Genomic DNA, 15,509 nt, shown 5'->3' on the forward strand with positions numbered 1-15,509 from the left:
TCTTTCCTCAAACAATCGGGACGAAACCATGCAGATCGGAATGATGGGACTGGGCCGGATGGGCGCCAACATGGTCCGCCGCCTGATGCGCGACGGCCATGAATGCGTCGTCTACGACATCAACCCCGCCAGCGTCGCGGCCCTGGTGAGCGACGGCGCCCTGGGGGCGGCATCCCTGACGGAATTTGTCGGCAAGCTCGCCAAGCCGCGCTGTGTCTGGCTGATGCTGCCGGCGGCGATCACCGGCAAGATCATCGACCAGGTCGCGGCGCTGATGGAGCCCGGCGACATCGTCATAGACGGCGGCAATTCCTATTATCACGACGCCGTCGACCAGGCCGCGAAACTGGCCACCAAGGGTATCCATCTTGTCGATGTCGGCACCAGCGGCGGTGTCTGGGGCCTGGAGCGTGGCTACTGCCTGATGATCGGCGGCCCGGACGTGGCGGTGCAGCACCTCGATTCCATCTTCGCCACGCTGGCGCCGGGCGCCGATGCCGGCTCGCCCGCTCCCGACAAGGCGGCCGGGAACGCGCCCTTCGGCTATCTGCATTGCGGACCGAGCGGCGCCGGCCACTTCGTCAAGATGGTGCATAACGGCATCGAATATGGCGTCATGGCCGCCTATGCCGAAGGCATGAACATCCTGAAATCGGCCAATGCCGGCAAGCGGCAGCGCACGGCGGACGCCGAGACCAGCCCGCTGGAGAACCCGCAATATTATCAGTTCGACATCGACCTTCCCCAGGTGGCCGAGGTCTGGCGCCACGGCAGCGTCATCGGCTCCTGGCTGCTCGATCTCACCGCCGGTGCGCTGAAGAGCGATCCTGGCCTGGCGAATTTCGGCGGCCGCGTTTCGGATTCGGGCGAAGGCCGCTGGACGCTGAAGGCCGCGATCGATACCGGCGTCCCGGCGCCGGTGCTGTCCTCGGCCTTGTTCGACCGCTTCTCCTCGCAAGGCGAATCCGAATTCGCCGACAAGCTGTTGTCCGCCATGCGCTATGCCTTCGGCGGCCATGTCGAGAAGCCAAAGGCTGGCCAGTGACGCCGCAGGGGGAGACACACGCATGAGCCAGGAACGGTCCGACACGCTGGTGCTCTTCGGAGCGACCGGCGACCTCGCCCACAAGAAGATATTTCCAGCGCTTTACCAGATGGTCGCCAAGGGCACGCTCACCGAACCGGTGATCGGCGTCGCCTTCGACGCCTGGGATTTGAAGCAGCTTCAGGATCGCGCCCGCGACGGCATCGTCAATGCGCTGGGCAAGATCGACGAGAAGGTGTTCGCCAAATTCGCCTCGCTGCTGCGCTATGTCAGCGGCGACTATCGCGACCCGGCCACGTTCGAGAAGCTGAAGACCGCGCTTGGCAGCGCCCAGCGGCCGCTGCACTACATGGCGGTGCCGCCGACCATGTTCGAGACCGTCGTGCAGGGCCTGGAGCAGTCCGGCACCGCGCATGGCGCGCGGCTGATGGTGGAAAAACCCTTTGGCCATGATCTGCAATCGGCGCGCTGGCTGAACCGGGTGCTGCACCTGGTGTTCGACGAACAGTCGATCTTCCGCATCGACCACTATCTCGGCAAGGAAGCGATCCAGAACCTGCTCTATTTCCGTTTCGCCAATTCCTTTCTCGAGCCGATCTGGAACCGCAACTTCGTCGAGAGCGTGCAGATCACCATGGCCGAGGATTTCGGCGTCGAGGGCCGCGGTAAATTCTATGACGATGTCGGCTGTATCCGGGACGTAATCGAGAACCACCTGCTCAACATCCTCCTGCTGCTGGCCATGGAACCTCCGGTCGGGCGCTCCGCCGACGACCTGATCGACGAGAAGGTGCAGGTGCTGCGCGCGATCCGCACGCTGACCAGGGACGATGTCGTGCGCGGCCAGTTCACCGGCTACCTCGCCGAGCCCGGCGTCAAGCCGAACTCGCCGGTCGAGACCTTCGCGGCGGTGCGCTTCTTCGTCGACACCTGGCGCTGGCAGGACGTGCCGTTCTTCATCCGCGCCGGCAAGAACATGCCGGTGCATGTCACCGAGGTAGTGGTGCGGCTGAAGCGGCCACCGCTCGATGTCTTCGACCCGATCAAGCCCGCCGACCAGAATTATGTGCGTTTCCGCATCGACCCGCAGGTGGTGATCGCTATCGGCGCCCAACGCAAGGCGTCCGGCGACGACATGGTCGGCGAGCAGGTGGAACTGACGGCGCTCGACGACAGCAAGGCCGACATGCCGCCCTACGAGCGCCTGATCGGCGACGCCATGAACGGCAACGGCCAGCTCTTCACCCGCCAGGACGCGGCCGAGCTCGCCTGGCGCATCGTCGGGCCGGTGCTTGGCGACACCACGCCGCCGCATCTCTACGAGCCGAAGACATGGGGGCCGGCAGACGCCATGGCCGGCTTCGGGCCGCCCAATGGCTGGATCGACCCGGTGGCATGAGCGGAGGGGACCCGATGGCCAAGGCGGTGAAGCAAACGGCAACCGGCCCCGAGCAGATCGTGCTGGCGATCGACATTGGCGGCTCGCACGTCAAGATCCTGACCAGCGCCGGCGGCACGGAGCGCCGGGACGATTCCGGCCCGGACCTGACGCCGCAGCAGATGATCGACAAGGTGAAGAAGCTCGCAGAGGGCCTGTCCTACGATGTCATATCGATGGGCTATCCGGGCCCGGTGCGTCGCAACAAACCAGTGCTCGACCCGATGAATCTCGGCAAGGGTTGGGCCGGCTTCGATTTCGCCGCGCAGTTCGGCAAGCCGGTCAAGGTGGTCAATGATGCGCTGATGCAGGCCATCGGCAGCTATGAAGGCGGGCGCATGCTGTTCCTGGGCCTCGGTACCGGCCTCGGGGCGGCGATGGTCTTCGACAATGTCGGCCAGCCGATGGAACTCGCCCATCTTCCCTACAGGAAAGGCCGGAGCTTCGAGGACTATGTCGGCGAGCGCGGCCTGGAAAAGTACGGCAAGAAGAAGTGGCGCAAATACGTCTTCGACGTCGTCAACCGGCTGCGCGCCGCTCTGCAGCCAGACTATGTCATCATTGGCGGCGGCAATGTCGACAAGCTCGACGAGTTGCCCGCCGAGTCAAGGCGCGGAGACAACACACGCGCCTTCGAAGGTGGATTTCGTCTGTGGCGAGACAAGGCCTTGATCGTCTGATATTATTACAGTTTAGTATAGTTGTTCAAAATAACGTGTGACGGCGCGCTAAATCATTGCGTTACGCAGATTTGCCGACTAGGAGTTTCGCCGCACTGCCCGGCGTGCTCCAGTGGATACGCTCAAGACGCTTCAGCATTTTTGATTTTGTGCCTCGTCCTGTCGAAAGCGATTCTGATTTTCGAGGCCGTGCGCCACAGACGGAGGATACATTGACCGACGATAGCAACGACGCTCGCAAAGACATCGACCTTCTCGAGCTGACCGCCCACATCGTGTCCGCTTACGTCGAGAAGAATCGCCTGCCCGTCTCCGGCCTTGCCGACCTCATCGCCAGCGTCGCCACCTCGATCGGCGGGCTCGGCAAGCCGGCCGTGCCAGTGGCGGCCCCGCTGGTTCCCGCTGTCAACCCGAAGAAGTCGGTGACGCCGGATTTCATCATCTGCCTCGAGGACGGCAAGAAGTTCAAATCGCTGAAGCGTCATCTCGGCGTGCATTTCGGCCTGACGCCGGACGCCTATCGCGCCAAATGGGGCTTGCCGGCGGACTATCCGATGGTTGCGCCCAACTATGCGGCCTCGCGCTCGGAACTGGCGAAGTCGATCGGCCTCGGCCGCAAGGCCGTCGAGGTGGTGCCCGTCAAGGCCAAGGGCCGGAAGGCCAAGGTCTCGGCCTGAGAAGATCAGTCCTGAGCCAATCGTTAGGACGACTGGAACAGAAGCCTGCCGGCGAATTCGCCTTGGCAGGCTTCACGTTTTTGTGGCTTGGATGAACCGGACAGGTTTTTGGGGGGAAGCGAAGCCATGAACTACACCAGGATGGTGATCGAGAAGGAAGCACCGGAGGAGTACGGCTACGACCGTATCCGCTACAATCTCTCCGAAAGCTCGATCGCCGATCAGAAGCTTTCCGACATCGGCCTGTCGCTGCCGGACCTGACGCTGTTCTACGGCGAGCATCGCGGCGACAAGGACTTGCGCGCGCTGGTCGCGGCGCAGGATGCCGGCATTTCGCCCGATGATGTGCTGGTCACCGCCGGTGCCGCCGGCGCGCTGTTCATCATCTCGACCTCGCTCTTGTCGGCGAGCGACCATCTCGTCGTCATCAGGCCCAACTACGCCACCAACATCGAAACCCCGAGGGCGATCGGCTGCGCCATCAGCTTTGTCGACCTCGCCTTCGAGAACGGATTTGCCATCGATGTCGGGGCCATCAAGGCGGCGATCCGGCCGAATACGAAACTGATCAGCGTCACTTGCCCGCACAACCCGACCGGCACGATGATGTCACGCGCCGATCTCGACGCACTGGTGGCGCTCGCCGAGGCCAACAACTGCCATTTGCTGGTCGACGAAACCTATCGCGATCTCTCCTATGGCAGGCGCCTGCCGTCGGCGGCCTCGCTGAGCAAGAAGGCGATCAGCGTCTCGTCGCTGTCCAAGGCCTTCGGCATTCCCGGCATCCGCATCGGCTGGCTGATCACCAGGGATGCCGCCCTTCAGGAGACATTCCTCGCCGCCAAGGAGCAGATCGGCATCTGCGGCAGCGTCATCGACGAAGGCATTGCGCGCGGCATGCTGGAGCGCCGCGACGCGTTCTTGGGCGCGCTGCTGCCCGAGATGGCCAAGCGCCGCGATATCGTCCAGGCCTGGATCGACCGCGAGCCGCTGGTCGACTGGGTGCGGCCCGAAGGCGGTGTCGTCGGTTTCCCGCGCCTCAATGTCGAACCCGGCTTCGACCTCGACCGCTTCTATGGGAACCTGCTGGAAAACCACGGCACCTATGTCGGCCCCGGCCACTGGTTCGAAATGGAAAAGCGCTTCTTCCGCGTCGGCTTCGGCTGGCCGACGGAAGCCGAGTTGAAAGGCGGCCTCGAAGCCATTTCGGCGGCGCTGCGGCAGTAACTTCCTCGTGCAGTCGAAGGAAAAGGTGCAAGGTCCCTTGATCCTGCACCGATTTTACCGCATATGCGCGCCGAACTTTACTAAGTTTCATTGGCCGGAACAGCGCCCATTCGGGAAGTGCCCCGCCAGCCGGTGCAATCGCAACGGGGCCTCATTCCATGACATCCGTACAAACTTCGCCGGAGCAGCGCTACGCCGCCTTCCGGCACAAAGCCTTCCTCAGCTACTGGACGGCCCGCTTTCTCACCACTTTCGCGACCATGATCGTCTCCGTCGCCGTCGGCTGGCAGATCTATGATTTGACGCGCGATCCCTTCGACCTTGGCATTGTCGGCATCGTCCAGTTCCTGCCGTCACTGCTTTTGGTGCTTGTCACGGGTGTCGTCGCCGACCGCTTCGGCCGCCGCCTGATCATGGCTCTGGCAACGGTGGTCGAGGCAAGCTGTGCGCTTGTGCTCCTGTATTTCACGCTGCACGGCCTCGTCAGTCCGCTGCCGATTTTCGTCATTCTGGCGCTGTTTGGCATGGCGCGCGCCTTCTACGGGCCGGCCTCGTCGTCGCTGTTCGCCAATCTGGTGCCACCGGAGGATTTCGGCAACGCGATTGCGTGGAACTCGTCCGCCTGGCAGACGGCGACGATCGTCGGCCCGGTCGCCGGCGGCCTGCTCTATGGCGTCTCGGCCGAAGCCGCATACGCCGTCGCCTCAGTGCTGATGCTGGTGGCCGGTCTGCTGATCTTCACCATTCCCAAGCCCGCCCAGCAGACCGCCACCGACAAGCCGACGATGGAGACGCTGTTTGCCGGCTTCCGCTACATCTGGAGCGAGAAGATCGTGCTCGGCGCCATCTCGCTCGATCTCTTCGCCGTGCTCCTGTCCGGCGCCTCGGCGCTGCTGCCTGTCTATGCGCGCGATATTCTTGAACTCGGCCCATGGGGCCTCGGCCTGTTGCGCTCGGCGCCCGGCATCGGCGCCATCTGCGTCGCGGTGTGGCTCGCCGGGCACCCGCTTCGCGACAATGCCGGCAAGATCATGCTCGGCTTCGTCGCGGCATTCGGCGCCTGCACCGTATTGTTTGGCCTGTCCACCGTCACCTGGCTGTCGATCGTCGCGCTGGCCCTCCTCGGCGCCACCGACATGTTCAGCGTCTACATCAGGGAGACGCTGATCCAGTTGTGGACGCCGGACGCGGTGCGCGGCCGCGTCAACGCCGTCAACCAGGTCTTCGTCGGCGCCTCCAACGAAGTCGGCGAATTCCGCGCCGGCACCATGGCGGCGCTGATCGGCACCGTGCCGGCGGTCGTGATCGGCGGCGTCGGCGCCATCGCGGTTGCCGGCCTGTGGGCGTATCTGTTCCCGCAATTGCGTAAGGTGCGGCATTTGAACGGGCGCAACTGACGGCCGGCAAGATACATCACCCTGTCACAGGACCTGCCATGATTACCTGTCACCTGAAATATGTCATCGATCCCTACAAGCTTGCCGAGTTTGAAGACTATGGCCGTCGCTGGATCGGTCTGGTCAATCGCCTCGGCGGAAACCATCACGGCTATTTCCTTCCGAGCGAGGGAGCCAACAATATCGCCTATGCCATGTTCAGCTTTCCGAGCCTCGCCGACTACGAGGACTATCGCAAGCGGATGGCTGCCGATCCGGAATGCCAGGAAGTGTTCGAAACGGAAAAACGCAATCGCAGCATTCTCAGCTATGAGCGCAGCTTCATGCGGCCGGTGCTCGAACCTTAGAGAAAGCTATCGCACCGCCACCTCGCCAAAAACCATCCGCAAAAACTCGTCCAGCCAGCGCTTCAGGTGCATGTCCCAGATCAGCCGGCCGCCGAGATGGTCGCGGCCGGGCTGCGCGCCCGGCAACTCGAAGCGATGCGCGCCGCGCACCACCCAGCGCTGCATCATCACCCTTGTCAGTTCGCCATGGAACTGGATGCCCCAGGCATTGTCGCCGTAGCGGAAGGCCTGGTTGGGGTAGGTATCGGCCGTCGCCAGCAGCGTCGCGTCCCTCGGCAGCGAAAAGCCCTCGCGGTGGAACTGGTAGACCATGTCGGGCCAGTGCATCAGCTTCTTGCCGGCCTCGGTCGCCTTGAGCGGATACCAGCCGATCTCGACCAGCCCTTCGCCATGCCCCTCGACCTTGCCGCCGAGATGGTTGACCAGCATCTGCGCGCCGAGGCAGATGCCGAGGCATGGCCGGTTCTCCTTGAGCGGAATCTCCAACCAGTTGGTCTCGCGGCGAACGAATTCGTCCTCGTCATTGGCGCTCATCGGCCCGCCGAACACCACCGTGCCGGCGTGGCCATCCAGCGTTTCCGGCAAGGCGTCGCCCAGCGGCGGCCGGCGGATGTCGAGCTCGAAACCCTCTTCGATAAGCATGTGGCCGACGCGTCCGGGGCTTGAATTCTCCTGATGCAGGACGATCAGGATTTTTGGCTTCGAAGGCGTTCCGTGCGGCATCTGCAGGCGAGATCCCGTCTATTCGTCGCTGGAGGTTCCACGCGCGCCCGGCACATGCGCCGCCGCCTTGCGGCGCGCCTCGACCCGGTCATGGCGCTCGACGCCGATCAGCTCGGCGACACGCCAGACCGTATTGTCCTCGAGTTCATGCAACTCGCCATCGGCATAGACGATCTCCCACATCAGGCCGATGAACGCCTTGCGCCCCTCGGCGTCGAGATGGCGCTTGAGCACGCTGGTGAAGGCATAGAGGTCGATCGCCTCGTTGTCGGCGCGTTCGCCGGCGGCGGCGAGTGCTTCGAGTTCGGCGCCGCTGATCGAATAGCTCTCCGCCAGCACCGCCTTGAACCGCTCCCATTCGACGTCCTGGCGCACGCCGTCGGCGTTCATCACATGGTAGAGCAGCGCCGAGGCGGCGACACGAGGATCGTCCGTGCTGGCATGCGCGCCGGCGCCGGCCGGCAGGTCCCTGAGAAACGACAGAACGCGTTCGAACATCAATCCATTCCCAAACGGCCCAAGGGCCAAGTCAATCACCCGAAGGCCAAAATCAAAACAGCCGGAACCGGCGCGGCGCCTTCTCCGCCTCGTCGTCCGGATCGACGCCGGGATCGTCCGGCAGGCGCGTCAGTTCTTCCGCCGGCTCCACGGCCTCGGCATCGGCCGGCACCGCCGCGAACGCCGCCGCCGTGACCGGCGTAACGTCGTCTTCCCGGCTTTCGGTTTCCTTGCCCCTCGCCTCGTCAGCCGGGGCGGCATGATCGATCACGTCGATCGGCTTTTCACTGGCCGGCTTCGCCAGCGCTTCGATGACCGGCACGGCGGCGTCAGGCGCATCGTCGCGGCTGTCGATCAATTGGCCAAGCCGCTCCATCGGCGCGCGCCACTCGAAGGCGTCAAGCCGTCCGGTGATCGGCGACACCGGCGCCCAGCGTTCCGACACGACGCCGTCGGCCACCCAGGCCGGGTCACGCGGTGCCCGCAAAGCCTTGGAAAGCAATTGCCGAACCTTGCCCTGGTCGCCGGTCTCGGCCTCCTCGATATCGGCCAGAAGCAGATAAGCGCCCTCGCGGCGGTCCATGCGGATCGCGGCCTCGGCTTCGCTGCGGGCGGTCGAGAAATCCTGCGCGTCGAGCGCCGCACGCGCCACCGTCATCGAGGATTCGGCGTGGTTCTTCTTCATTTCCTGCAGCTTCTTGGCCCTGTTGAGGCGGTCGAGCACGGCGTCACCCGGACGAGCATGGGTGTAGAGCTCTGCGATCTCGGGATGCGGCTCGGCCCTCCACGCCGTCTCCAGGATCTTGGAGCCTTTTCGCACATCGTTCTGCTTGAAGAGCGCTGCCGCGGCGGCAACGGCGGCCGGCGCGAAATCCGGCCTGAGCTTGTTCGCCTCCAGCGCCGCTGTCCTGGCGGCGGCGGGATCGCTCTCGGCGAGCGATTGCGCCTTGGCGGTCAACAGCACGGCGCGATGGCGGCTGGCGGCGTCGCGTTCGATCTGCCGCGTCGACTTCTGCGCGTCGACCAGTTTCAAGGCACCGTCCCAGTCACCGCGCGCCGTCAACTCCTCGAGCGTCGATTCGGCCGCCCAGGCCAGTTGCGGCGCGACGGCGGCGGCACGGCCTGCATAGTGCCGGGCTGCATTGCGGTCGCCCAGCCGTTCGGCTTCGAGATAAAGCCCGCGCAGGCCGAGCAGCCGCATTTCGGGATCGTCGAGCATGCTCTCGAATTTCTGCCGCGCGCCTTCATGGTCGCCTTCGAGCAGCGACGCCTGCGCCTCAAGCAGATGGATCAGCGGCTCCTGGTCGGAACGGATCAGTTTGGCCGCTTCCTTGGTCTTCTTGCGGGCCAGCGCGCCATCGCCGGCGCCGGCGGCGATCATGCCGGTCGACAGCGCCTGGTAGCCGCGGTCGCGGCGACGCACGCGGAAATAGCGCGAAATTGTGTAGGGGCTGTTCCAAAGCGACCTGACCAGCCACCACAGGATCATCACCGCGGCGACGACGGCGACGATTGCCACCGCCGCCACCATCAGGCTGACCTGGTACTGGTAGCCGTTGAAGGTGACGACCATGTCGCCCGGCCGGTCGGCCAGCCAGGCAAAGCCCAGCCCGAGCGCGAAGACGACGATGAGGAAGACGAGCAGGCGGATCATCGTTTTGCCCTCATGCCTTCATCGCGCCGGAGATCAGGGCGTCGACCTGGGTTTCGACCTCGATGCGCGCCTTCAGTTTGCCGGCAAAGTCGGCGCCGGCGGCCTTCGCGGCCTCAGGCAGCGAATTATACTCGCTGAGCGCCTTGGCATAGTCGCCCTGGGTTACCGCCACTTCCATGCGCGCCACGGTTTCGGGTGCACCCACACCCTCGACAGCGCCGATCGGCCGGACCTTGACCAGCGATTCGGCGCTCGACATCAGGTTCTGCAGGAAGCCGGCATTCTGGTCGACGGGCGTGGCGGCGGCGACCATGGCATTGGCGGCGGCATCCATCTGCGAGGCGATTTCGGTGCGGGTCGGAACGCCCTTCTCGGCATAGGGCCGCAAGGCCGCGAGTTCAGGCGCGTTGGGAGAGATCGCGGCCAGCGTATCGAGTTCCGCCGAGAACGGCGCGCCGCGTTCGAGCGCCGACTTCAAGGCCGACGCGGCAATGGCGAGCGCGATCTTGGGCTGTCCCGCCGCCGCCTCGACCTTGCCGGAAAGCTGCGACACCGACTGCTCCAGCGCGGTCAGCCGGCCGTCTTGAGCCTTCGCCGCCTCGCCGGACGATTTCACCAGCGCGTCGAGACCGGCCAGTTTTTCGTTGAGCGGGCCGAGATCGACCGGTGCGGCGCTGCCGGCCTTGCCGAGAGCGGCGAGCGCGGTTTCGATCTGCTTGACCTTGTCGCCAAGCGCGGCAAGCCCGGCACTGTCGCCTGCGCCACCCTGTTCCACTGCCGATTTCAGCGCCGCGACATCGGCCTTTACCTGCTCCAGACCCGAGGAAAGCCCAACCATCTTGGCCGCCGCGTCATTGTTGCCACCGGTTTCCTTCAGGCCGGCGATTTCGCTCTTCAGCGAGGCGATCTCGCCATTGACGCCATCCAGCGAAACACTGGCGCCGGAACCGGGCGCGCCGAGCAGGCCTGCAAACTGCAAGCCGCCGGCGCCGACCAGCGCGATGACGCCGCCGATAAGGCCGGCGGCAATACCGTTGACGCCGCTACGCTTTGCCGGAGGAGGAGTCGGCGCCATTTTTTCGCCCCGCGTCTCGGTTCTTGCCTTGCTGTCGTCGGCGCGCTTTGCCGACGCGTCCTCGAAATTGTAGTCCGAGGCCTTGGCGCCGTTGGATGGCGCATCCGAACCGGGATAGGGCAGCTCCGGCCCAGTGGCTTTGGCTTCCACGGGCGGCTCTGTCCCGGCCTGCCCGGCGGCATCGGCGTGTTCCCAGGGTTCAAGGTCGGTCTGGTCGGCATGCACCGGCTCTTCGGGAATCTCTGCTTGAGCCCCTTCCGCGGCCTGAGCTTCTTCGCTTGTCGCTGACGGCTTCGTGGCATCCTCGTCGACGATACGGGAGACGGCGCCGGGTTCGAGATCGATGGTCACCGGCTCGCGGCGGCTTTTCGAGTGTCGCATCTTCGGCGTCTTGACCATGCCTGGCTCCGCAAAATTCGCTTCGTCTCAACGCCTGGCGGCGCGTGATGGTTCACAAAGGGTCTAGCACATCACCAAGCGGTGAAAAGGGGCGGTGTGATGACGCGGGTCAGCGGGGCGGCGGCAAAAGTGCCAGCAGGGCTTCCTCATCGGGCTCTTCGGCGACGCGGATTGCCTTGCCGCCACTGTCGTCGAAGGCAGCGGCGATGCGCGCGGAAAGAGCGAAAAAGCGTGTCTTTTCAAAGACCCCTTGCAAGGCAGGCCGTGTGGCCAGGCCCCGCATCGCGGCGGCCGCCTTGGCCGAATAGAGCAGCACCGCATCGACCGGTCGGCCGGACAGAAGCGCAAGGATGGTATCATCCGAATGCCGCGCCGGAAGCGTGTCATATGTCTCCAGGGCGTGGACCAGGACTCCAGCCGCTTCGAGCCTCTGCTCGAACACCGGAAACCGCACGCGGCCGCAGGGATAAACGATTGCCTTGCCGGGAAACGCGGCCGCAAGGCTATCGGCAAGCGCCTCGGCATCGCCGGCGCCTTCAACGACCGACGAGAATCCCATCTTGCGCGCCGCCTCGGCGGTCCTGGCGCCCACGGCGTGGCAAGGCAGGGCGGCAAGCGCCGCGATCACGTCCTTCGGGGCATGACGCAAGGCATTGGCGCTGGTGACGGCAACGGCGACAGCGTCATCTGGAATCAGCCCGGCATCGACAGGCAAAGTCGCCGTTTCAGTCAGGGGCAGGAGAACCGGCTGAAAGCCTGTGTCCTGAAGCCGCCGGGCCGTGCGCGAGGCGCCCGGTTCCGGTCTGGTCACCAGGACGCGAAGCATGTTCAGACCCAGCCGTCGAAGAACTTTTCGCCGGCCTTGGCCCGCACCGTCCGCGCGGCCTCATCGCCGATGCGGGCGGCATCCTGTGCTGCCCCTTGCAGTTCGACCGTGTGCGACTGCGTGCCGTCGGGCGAGATGATCAGGCCGGCGAAGGTGAGTTTTCCAGCATCGATCGCCGCATAGCCGGCGATCGGCGTGCGGCAGGAACCGTCGAGCGCCGCCAGGAAAGCGCGCTCGCAGGCCAGTGCCTGTCCGGTCGGCACATCGTGGATCGCCACCAGCATCCTCTCGGCAGCGCGATCGCCGATGCGCGTCTCGATGCCGATCGCGCCTTGGCCGGGCGCCGGCGGGAAGATCTCGAGCGGCATCAAATCGGTGGCGACATGTTCGAGCCCCAGCCGCTTCAGCCCGGCATAGGCGAGGATGGTTCCGGCCGCGACGCCTTCGTCCAGCTTACGCAGCCGCGTCTGCACATTGCCGCGAAACATCACCACATCGAGATCCGGCCGCATGCGGCGGATCAGCGCCTGCCGCCTCAGCGACGAAGAGCCCACCTTGGCCCCGCGCGGCAGTTCGGCGATTGTCTTCACCGCCTTGCCGACAAAGGCGTCGCGCGCATCCTCGCGCGGCAGGAAGGCGGAGAGCTCAAGGCCGTCGGGCAATTGCGTCGGCATGTCCTTGGACGAATGCACGGCGATGTCGATCGCGCCGGCGAGCAGCGCTTCCTCGATCTCCTTGGTGAACAGGCCCTTGCCGCCGGCCTCCGACAGGGGACGGTCCTGGATGCGGTCGCCGCTCGTCGAAATGACGACGACCTCGAAGGCTTCCGCCGGCATTTTATGCGCGGCCATCAGCCGCGCCTGCGTTTCATGCGCCTGGGCTAGCGCCAGCGGGCTGCCGCGTGTTCCGATTTTCAAGGTTGTTTGCATGGCGCGCGGTCCGTGATAACCCCCGGCCAGAGCATTTTGCAGCCAAGTGGAGCCACATGGCGTCGCGGAAATGCGGCTGGAATAACCGAGGCCTTTTCGGGCTTTCTCCTAACGGGGAAAGGCCCGATAAACAATCTCTTGGGATAGCGACGAATTGATCCGTGTTCTGGGCATTGAGACGAGTTGCGACGAGACAGCCGCCAGTGTCGTGGCCCTCGAAGGCGACGCCGCGCCGAAGATCCTGTCCAACGTCGTGCTTTCCCAGATCGAGGAGCATGCCGCCTTCGGTGGCGTCGTGCCCGAGATTGCCGCGCGCGCCCATGTCGAGGCGCTGGACGGCATCGTCGAGGCGGCCCTTGCCGATTCGGGCACGGCCCTTGGCGACATCGATGCCATCGCCGCCACCGCCGGCCCCGGCCTGGTTGGCGGCCTCATCGTAGGGCTGATGACGGCCAAGGCGATCGCCGCGGCGGCGGGCAAGCCGTTGATCGCCATCAACCATCTCGAAGGCCATGCCTTGACGGCACGGCTGACCGACGGGCTTGAGTTTCCCTATTTGCTGCTGCTCGTCTCCGGCGGCCACACGCAGATCCTGGCCGTGCGCGGCGTCGGCGACTACCAGCGCTGGGCCACCACCATCGATGACGCGCTCGGCGAAGCTTTCGACAAGACCGCCAAGATGCTCGGCCTGCCCTATCCCGGCGGCCCGAATGTCGAGAAGGCGGCACAGAGCGGCGACGCCACGCGCTTTGCCTTTCCCAGGCCGATGAAAGGATCGGCGCAGCCCGATTTCTCCTTCTCCGGCCTGAAGACCGCCGTGCGCCAGGCCGCGACGGCGATCGAGCCGCTGAGCGATCAGGACGTCGCCGACATCTGCGCCTCGTTCCAGGCGGCGGTCGCCGATGCGCTCGCCGACCGCGTGTCGCGCGCGTTGGCACGGTTCAGCGAAACATTTCCCGGGACGAAAACCCCGGCGCTGGTCGTCGCCGGCGGCGTCGCCGCCAACCGCACCATCAAGGCGACGCTGGAGCGGCTCTGCGCCCTGGCCGGTTTCACCTTCGTCGCGCCGCCGCTGAAGCTTTGCACCGACAATGCGGCGATGATCGCCTGGGCCGGCATCGAACGCCTGCGCGAAGGCATGGCGCAGGAGAACGGCTTCGATTTCGTGCCGCGTTCGCGCTGGCCGCTGGACAGCATCTCGGCGCCGATGGTCGGCTCCGGCCGGCGCGGAGCCAAGGCGTGACGGGTGAAGCCAAGAACAATCCAGGCAAAAGCGGCTGGCGTGTCGCAGTGCTCGGCGGCGGCGCCTGGGGCACGGCACTGGCGCTGGCCATGCTGCGCGCCGGACACGCGGTGCGGCTCTTCGCGCGCGATCCGGAAACCGTGGCCGCGATCGGCCGGGGCCAGAACCCGCGCTACCTGCCCGGCATCGCGATTGCGCCCGGGATCGAAGCGACATCGGACATCAGGACAGCGCTCGCCGGTGCCGATTGCGTGTTGGCGGTGACCCCGGCGCAGTCCTTGCGGGCGACGCTGGCGGCCGCGAAGGACCATATTGCGGACGGCATCCCGCTCGTTCTCTGCGCCAAGGGCATCGAGCGCGACACCGGCGCCTTGCTGTCGGCGATTGTCACCGAGATCCTGCCGCGAAATCCCGTCGCCGCCTTGTCAGGCCCGAGCTTCGCCACCGATGTCGCCCGAGGCCTGCCGACAGCGGTGGTGGTGGCCGCCGGCGACGAGGCCCTGGCGGCCGACCTCGCTGCCCGCTTTTCCGCGGAGAACCTGCGCTGCTATTCGAGCGATGACCTGATTGGCGTCGAGATCGGCGGCGCCCTCAAGAATGTCTTTGCCATCGCCGCGGGTGCGGTCACCGGCGCCGGGCTCGGCGCCAGCGCCCAGGCCGCGATGGTGACGCGTGGCTTCGTCGAACTGCGCCGCATCGGCGCCGCCTTCGGCGCCCGGCCAGAGACCCTGATGGGGCTTTCCGGCCTTGGCGACCTGCTTTTGACCTGCTCGTCGGCGCAATCGCGCAATTTCGCCTACGGGCTTGCTCTCGGGCAAGGCAAGGCGCTTTCCGGGCTGCCGCTGGCCGAAGGCGTGCCGACGGCGGCGATCGCCGCTCGCATCGCCGCCGAACGCGGCATCGACGCCCCGATCATCGCCGCCGTCGCTGCCATACTGGACGGCACCATCACCATCCGCCAGGCTGTGACGGCCTTGATGACCCGGCCGCTCAAGACCGAAACCAACGATTGATCCCCCTAGCTTCAATCCCAAGACCAGGAGAAAAACCATGCTGTTTGCTTTGATTTGCAAGGACAAGCCGGGAAGCCTGCAGGTGCGCCTCGACACGCGGCCCGAGCATGTCGCCTTTCTCGAAGGGCTGAATGGCGACAAGAAACTGGCCTTTGCCGGTCCGTTCCTCGATGCCGACGGCAAGCCCAATGGCAGTCTCGTGGTCGTCGAGGCGCCGGATCTGGCAGGAGCGCAAGCCCTGTCGGCCGCCGACCCCTATGCCAAGGCCGGACTGTTCGAAAGCGTCGAAATCCGCCCATGGAACTGGACGTTCAACAAGCCGGCGGCTAGTTAATCCC

16 protein-coding genes are annotated in these 15,509 nt (G+C 65.4%); 10 read left to right on the plus strand and 6 right to left on the minus strand.

Annotated features, from left to right (window positions below; all coding sequences use genetic code 11):
* Positions 1-28 precede the first annotated feature (28 nt).
* The 7 genes from gnd to FJ977_RS31250 all read left to right on the plus strand — a co-directional run bounded on the left by gnd (position 29) and on the right by FJ977_RS31250 (position 6,811).
* Positions 29-1,045: a phosphogluconate dehydrogenase (NAD(+)-dependent, decarboxylating) gene (gene gnd / locus FJ977_RS31220; protein ID WP_140776025.1), complete on the plus strand. Its 1,017-nt coding sequence runs from the start codon at positions 29-31 to the stop codon at positions 1,043-1,045.
* A 22-nt stretch (positions 1,046-1,067) separates the two neighbouring features.
* On the plus strand, positions 1,068-2,444 hold the full coding sequence (zwf, locus tag FJ977_RS31225) for a glucose-6-phosphate dehydrogenase (protein WP_140776026.1): 1,377 nt from the start codon (positions 1,068-1,070) through the stop codon (positions 2,442-2,444).
* A gap of 14 nt (positions 2,445-2,458) precedes the next feature.
* Complete coding sequence (locus tag FJ977_RS31230; RefSeq protein WP_140776438.1) at positions 2,459-3,163, plus strand: ROK family protein; 705 nt, start codon at positions 2,459-2,461, stop codon at positions 3,161-3,163.
* A gap of 212 nt (positions 3,164-3,375) precedes the next feature.
* A complete protein-coding gene (locus FJ977_RS31235) occupies positions 3,376-3,840 on the plus strand; it encodes a MucR family transcriptional regulator (protein ID WP_056574785.1) in 465 nt (154 codons plus the stop codon).
* A 126-nt stretch (positions 3,841-3,966) separates the two neighbouring features.
* Positions 3,967-5,067, plus strand: a complete 1,101-nt coding sequence (locus FJ977_RS31240) for an aminotransferase class I/II-fold pyridoxal phosphate-dependent enzyme (protein ID WP_140776027.1) — start codon at positions 3,967-3,969, stop codon at positions 5,065-5,067.
* A 158-nt stretch (positions 5,068-5,225) separates the two neighbouring features.
* Positions 5,226-6,464, plus strand: a complete 1,239-nt coding sequence (locus tag FJ977_RS31245; RefSeq protein ID WP_140776028.1) for an MFS transporter — start codon at positions 5,226-5,228, stop codon at positions 6,462-6,464.
* A 38-nt stretch (positions 6,465-6,502) separates the two neighbouring features.
* On the plus strand, positions 6,503-6,811 hold the full coding sequence (locus FJ977_RS31250; RefSeq protein ID WP_140776029.1) for an NIPSNAP family protein: 309 nt from the start codon (positions 6,503-6,505) through the stop codon (positions 6,809-6,811).
* A gap of 6 nt (positions 6,812-6,817) precedes the next feature.
* On the opposite strand, the gene FJ977_RS31255 is transcribed toward FJ977_RS31250, so the two are convergent.
* The 6 genes from FJ977_RS31255 to hemC all read right to left on the minus strand — a co-directional run bounded on the left by FJ977_RS31255 (position 6,818) and on the right by hemC (position 12,915).
* Positions 6,818-7,534 carry a glutamine amidotransferase gene (locus FJ977_RS31255; protein ID WP_140776030.1) on the minus strand — a complete coding sequence of 239 codons (717 nt, stop codon included), beginning with the start codon at positions 7,532-7,534 and terminating at the stop codon, positions 6,818-6,820.
* Between the two features lie 18 nt (positions 7,535-7,552).
* Positions 7,553-8,032 carry a TerB family tellurite resistance protein gene (locus FJ977_RS31260; protein WP_140776031.1) on the minus strand — a complete coding sequence of 160 codons (480 nt, stop codon included), beginning with the start codon at positions 8,030-8,032 and terminating at the stop codon, positions 7,553-7,555.
* A 52-nt stretch (positions 8,033-8,084) separates the two neighbouring features.
* On the minus strand, positions 8,085-9,686 hold the full coding sequence (locus FJ977_RS31265) for a heme biosynthesis protein HemY (RefSeq protein ID WP_140776032.1): 1,602 nt from the start codon (positions 9,684-9,686) through the stop codon (positions 8,085-8,087).
* 10 nt (positions 9,687-9,696) lie between these two features.
* Positions 9,697-11,160: a COG4223 family protein gene (locus FJ977_RS31270; RefSeq protein ID WP_140776033.1), complete on the minus strand. Its 1,464-nt coding sequence runs from the start codon at positions 11,158-11,160 to the stop codon at positions 9,697-9,699.
* Positions 11,161-11,269: 109 nt separating this feature from the next.
* Positions 11,270-11,986: a uroporphyrinogen-III synthase gene (locus FJ977_RS31275; protein ID WP_140776034.1), complete on the minus strand. Its 717-nt coding sequence runs from the start codon at positions 11,984-11,986 to the stop codon at positions 11,270-11,272.
* 2 nt (positions 11,987-11,988) lie between these two features.
* Complete coding sequence (gene hemC / locus FJ977_RS31280) at positions 11,989-12,915, minus strand: hydroxymethylbilane synthase (RefSeq protein WP_140776035.1); 927 nt, start codon at positions 12,913-12,915, stop codon at positions 11,989-11,991.
* A 157-nt stretch (positions 12,916-13,072) separates the two neighbouring features.
* On the opposite strand from hemC, the gene tsaD reads away from it, so the two are divergent.
* Genes tsaD through FJ977_RS31295 form a run of 3 tightly spaced genes read left to right on the plus strand, consistent with a single transcriptional unit; the run spans position 13,073 to position 15,505 of the window.
* Positions 13,073-14,158, plus strand: coding sequence for a tRNA (adenosine(37)-N6)-threonylcarbamoyltransferase complex transferase subunit TsaD (tsaD, locus tag FJ977_RS31285; protein ID WP_181180135.1), 1,086 nt, complete (start codon positions 13,073-13,075; stop codon positions 14,156-14,158).
* Complete coding sequence (locus FJ977_RS31290) at positions 14,155-15,171, plus strand: NAD(P)H-dependent glycerol-3-phosphate dehydrogenase (protein ID WP_140776037.1); 1,017 nt, start codon at positions 14,155-14,157, stop codon at positions 15,169-15,171. The genes tsaD and FJ977_RS31290 overlap by 4 nt, the downstream gene beginning before the upstream one ends.
* A 37-nt stretch (positions 15,172-15,208) precedes the next feature.
* Positions 15,209-15,505, plus strand: a complete 297-nt coding sequence (locus tag FJ977_RS31295; protein WP_140776038.1) for a YciI-like protein — start codon at positions 15,209-15,211, stop codon at positions 15,503-15,505.
* Positions 15,506-15,509 lie beyond the last annotated feature (4 nt).

The sequence above is a fragment of the Mesorhizobium sp. B2-1-3A genome (genome assembly GCF_006442655.1).
GTDB lineage: Bacteria > Pseudomonadota > Alphaproteobacteria > Rhizobiales > Rhizobiaceae > Mesorhizobium.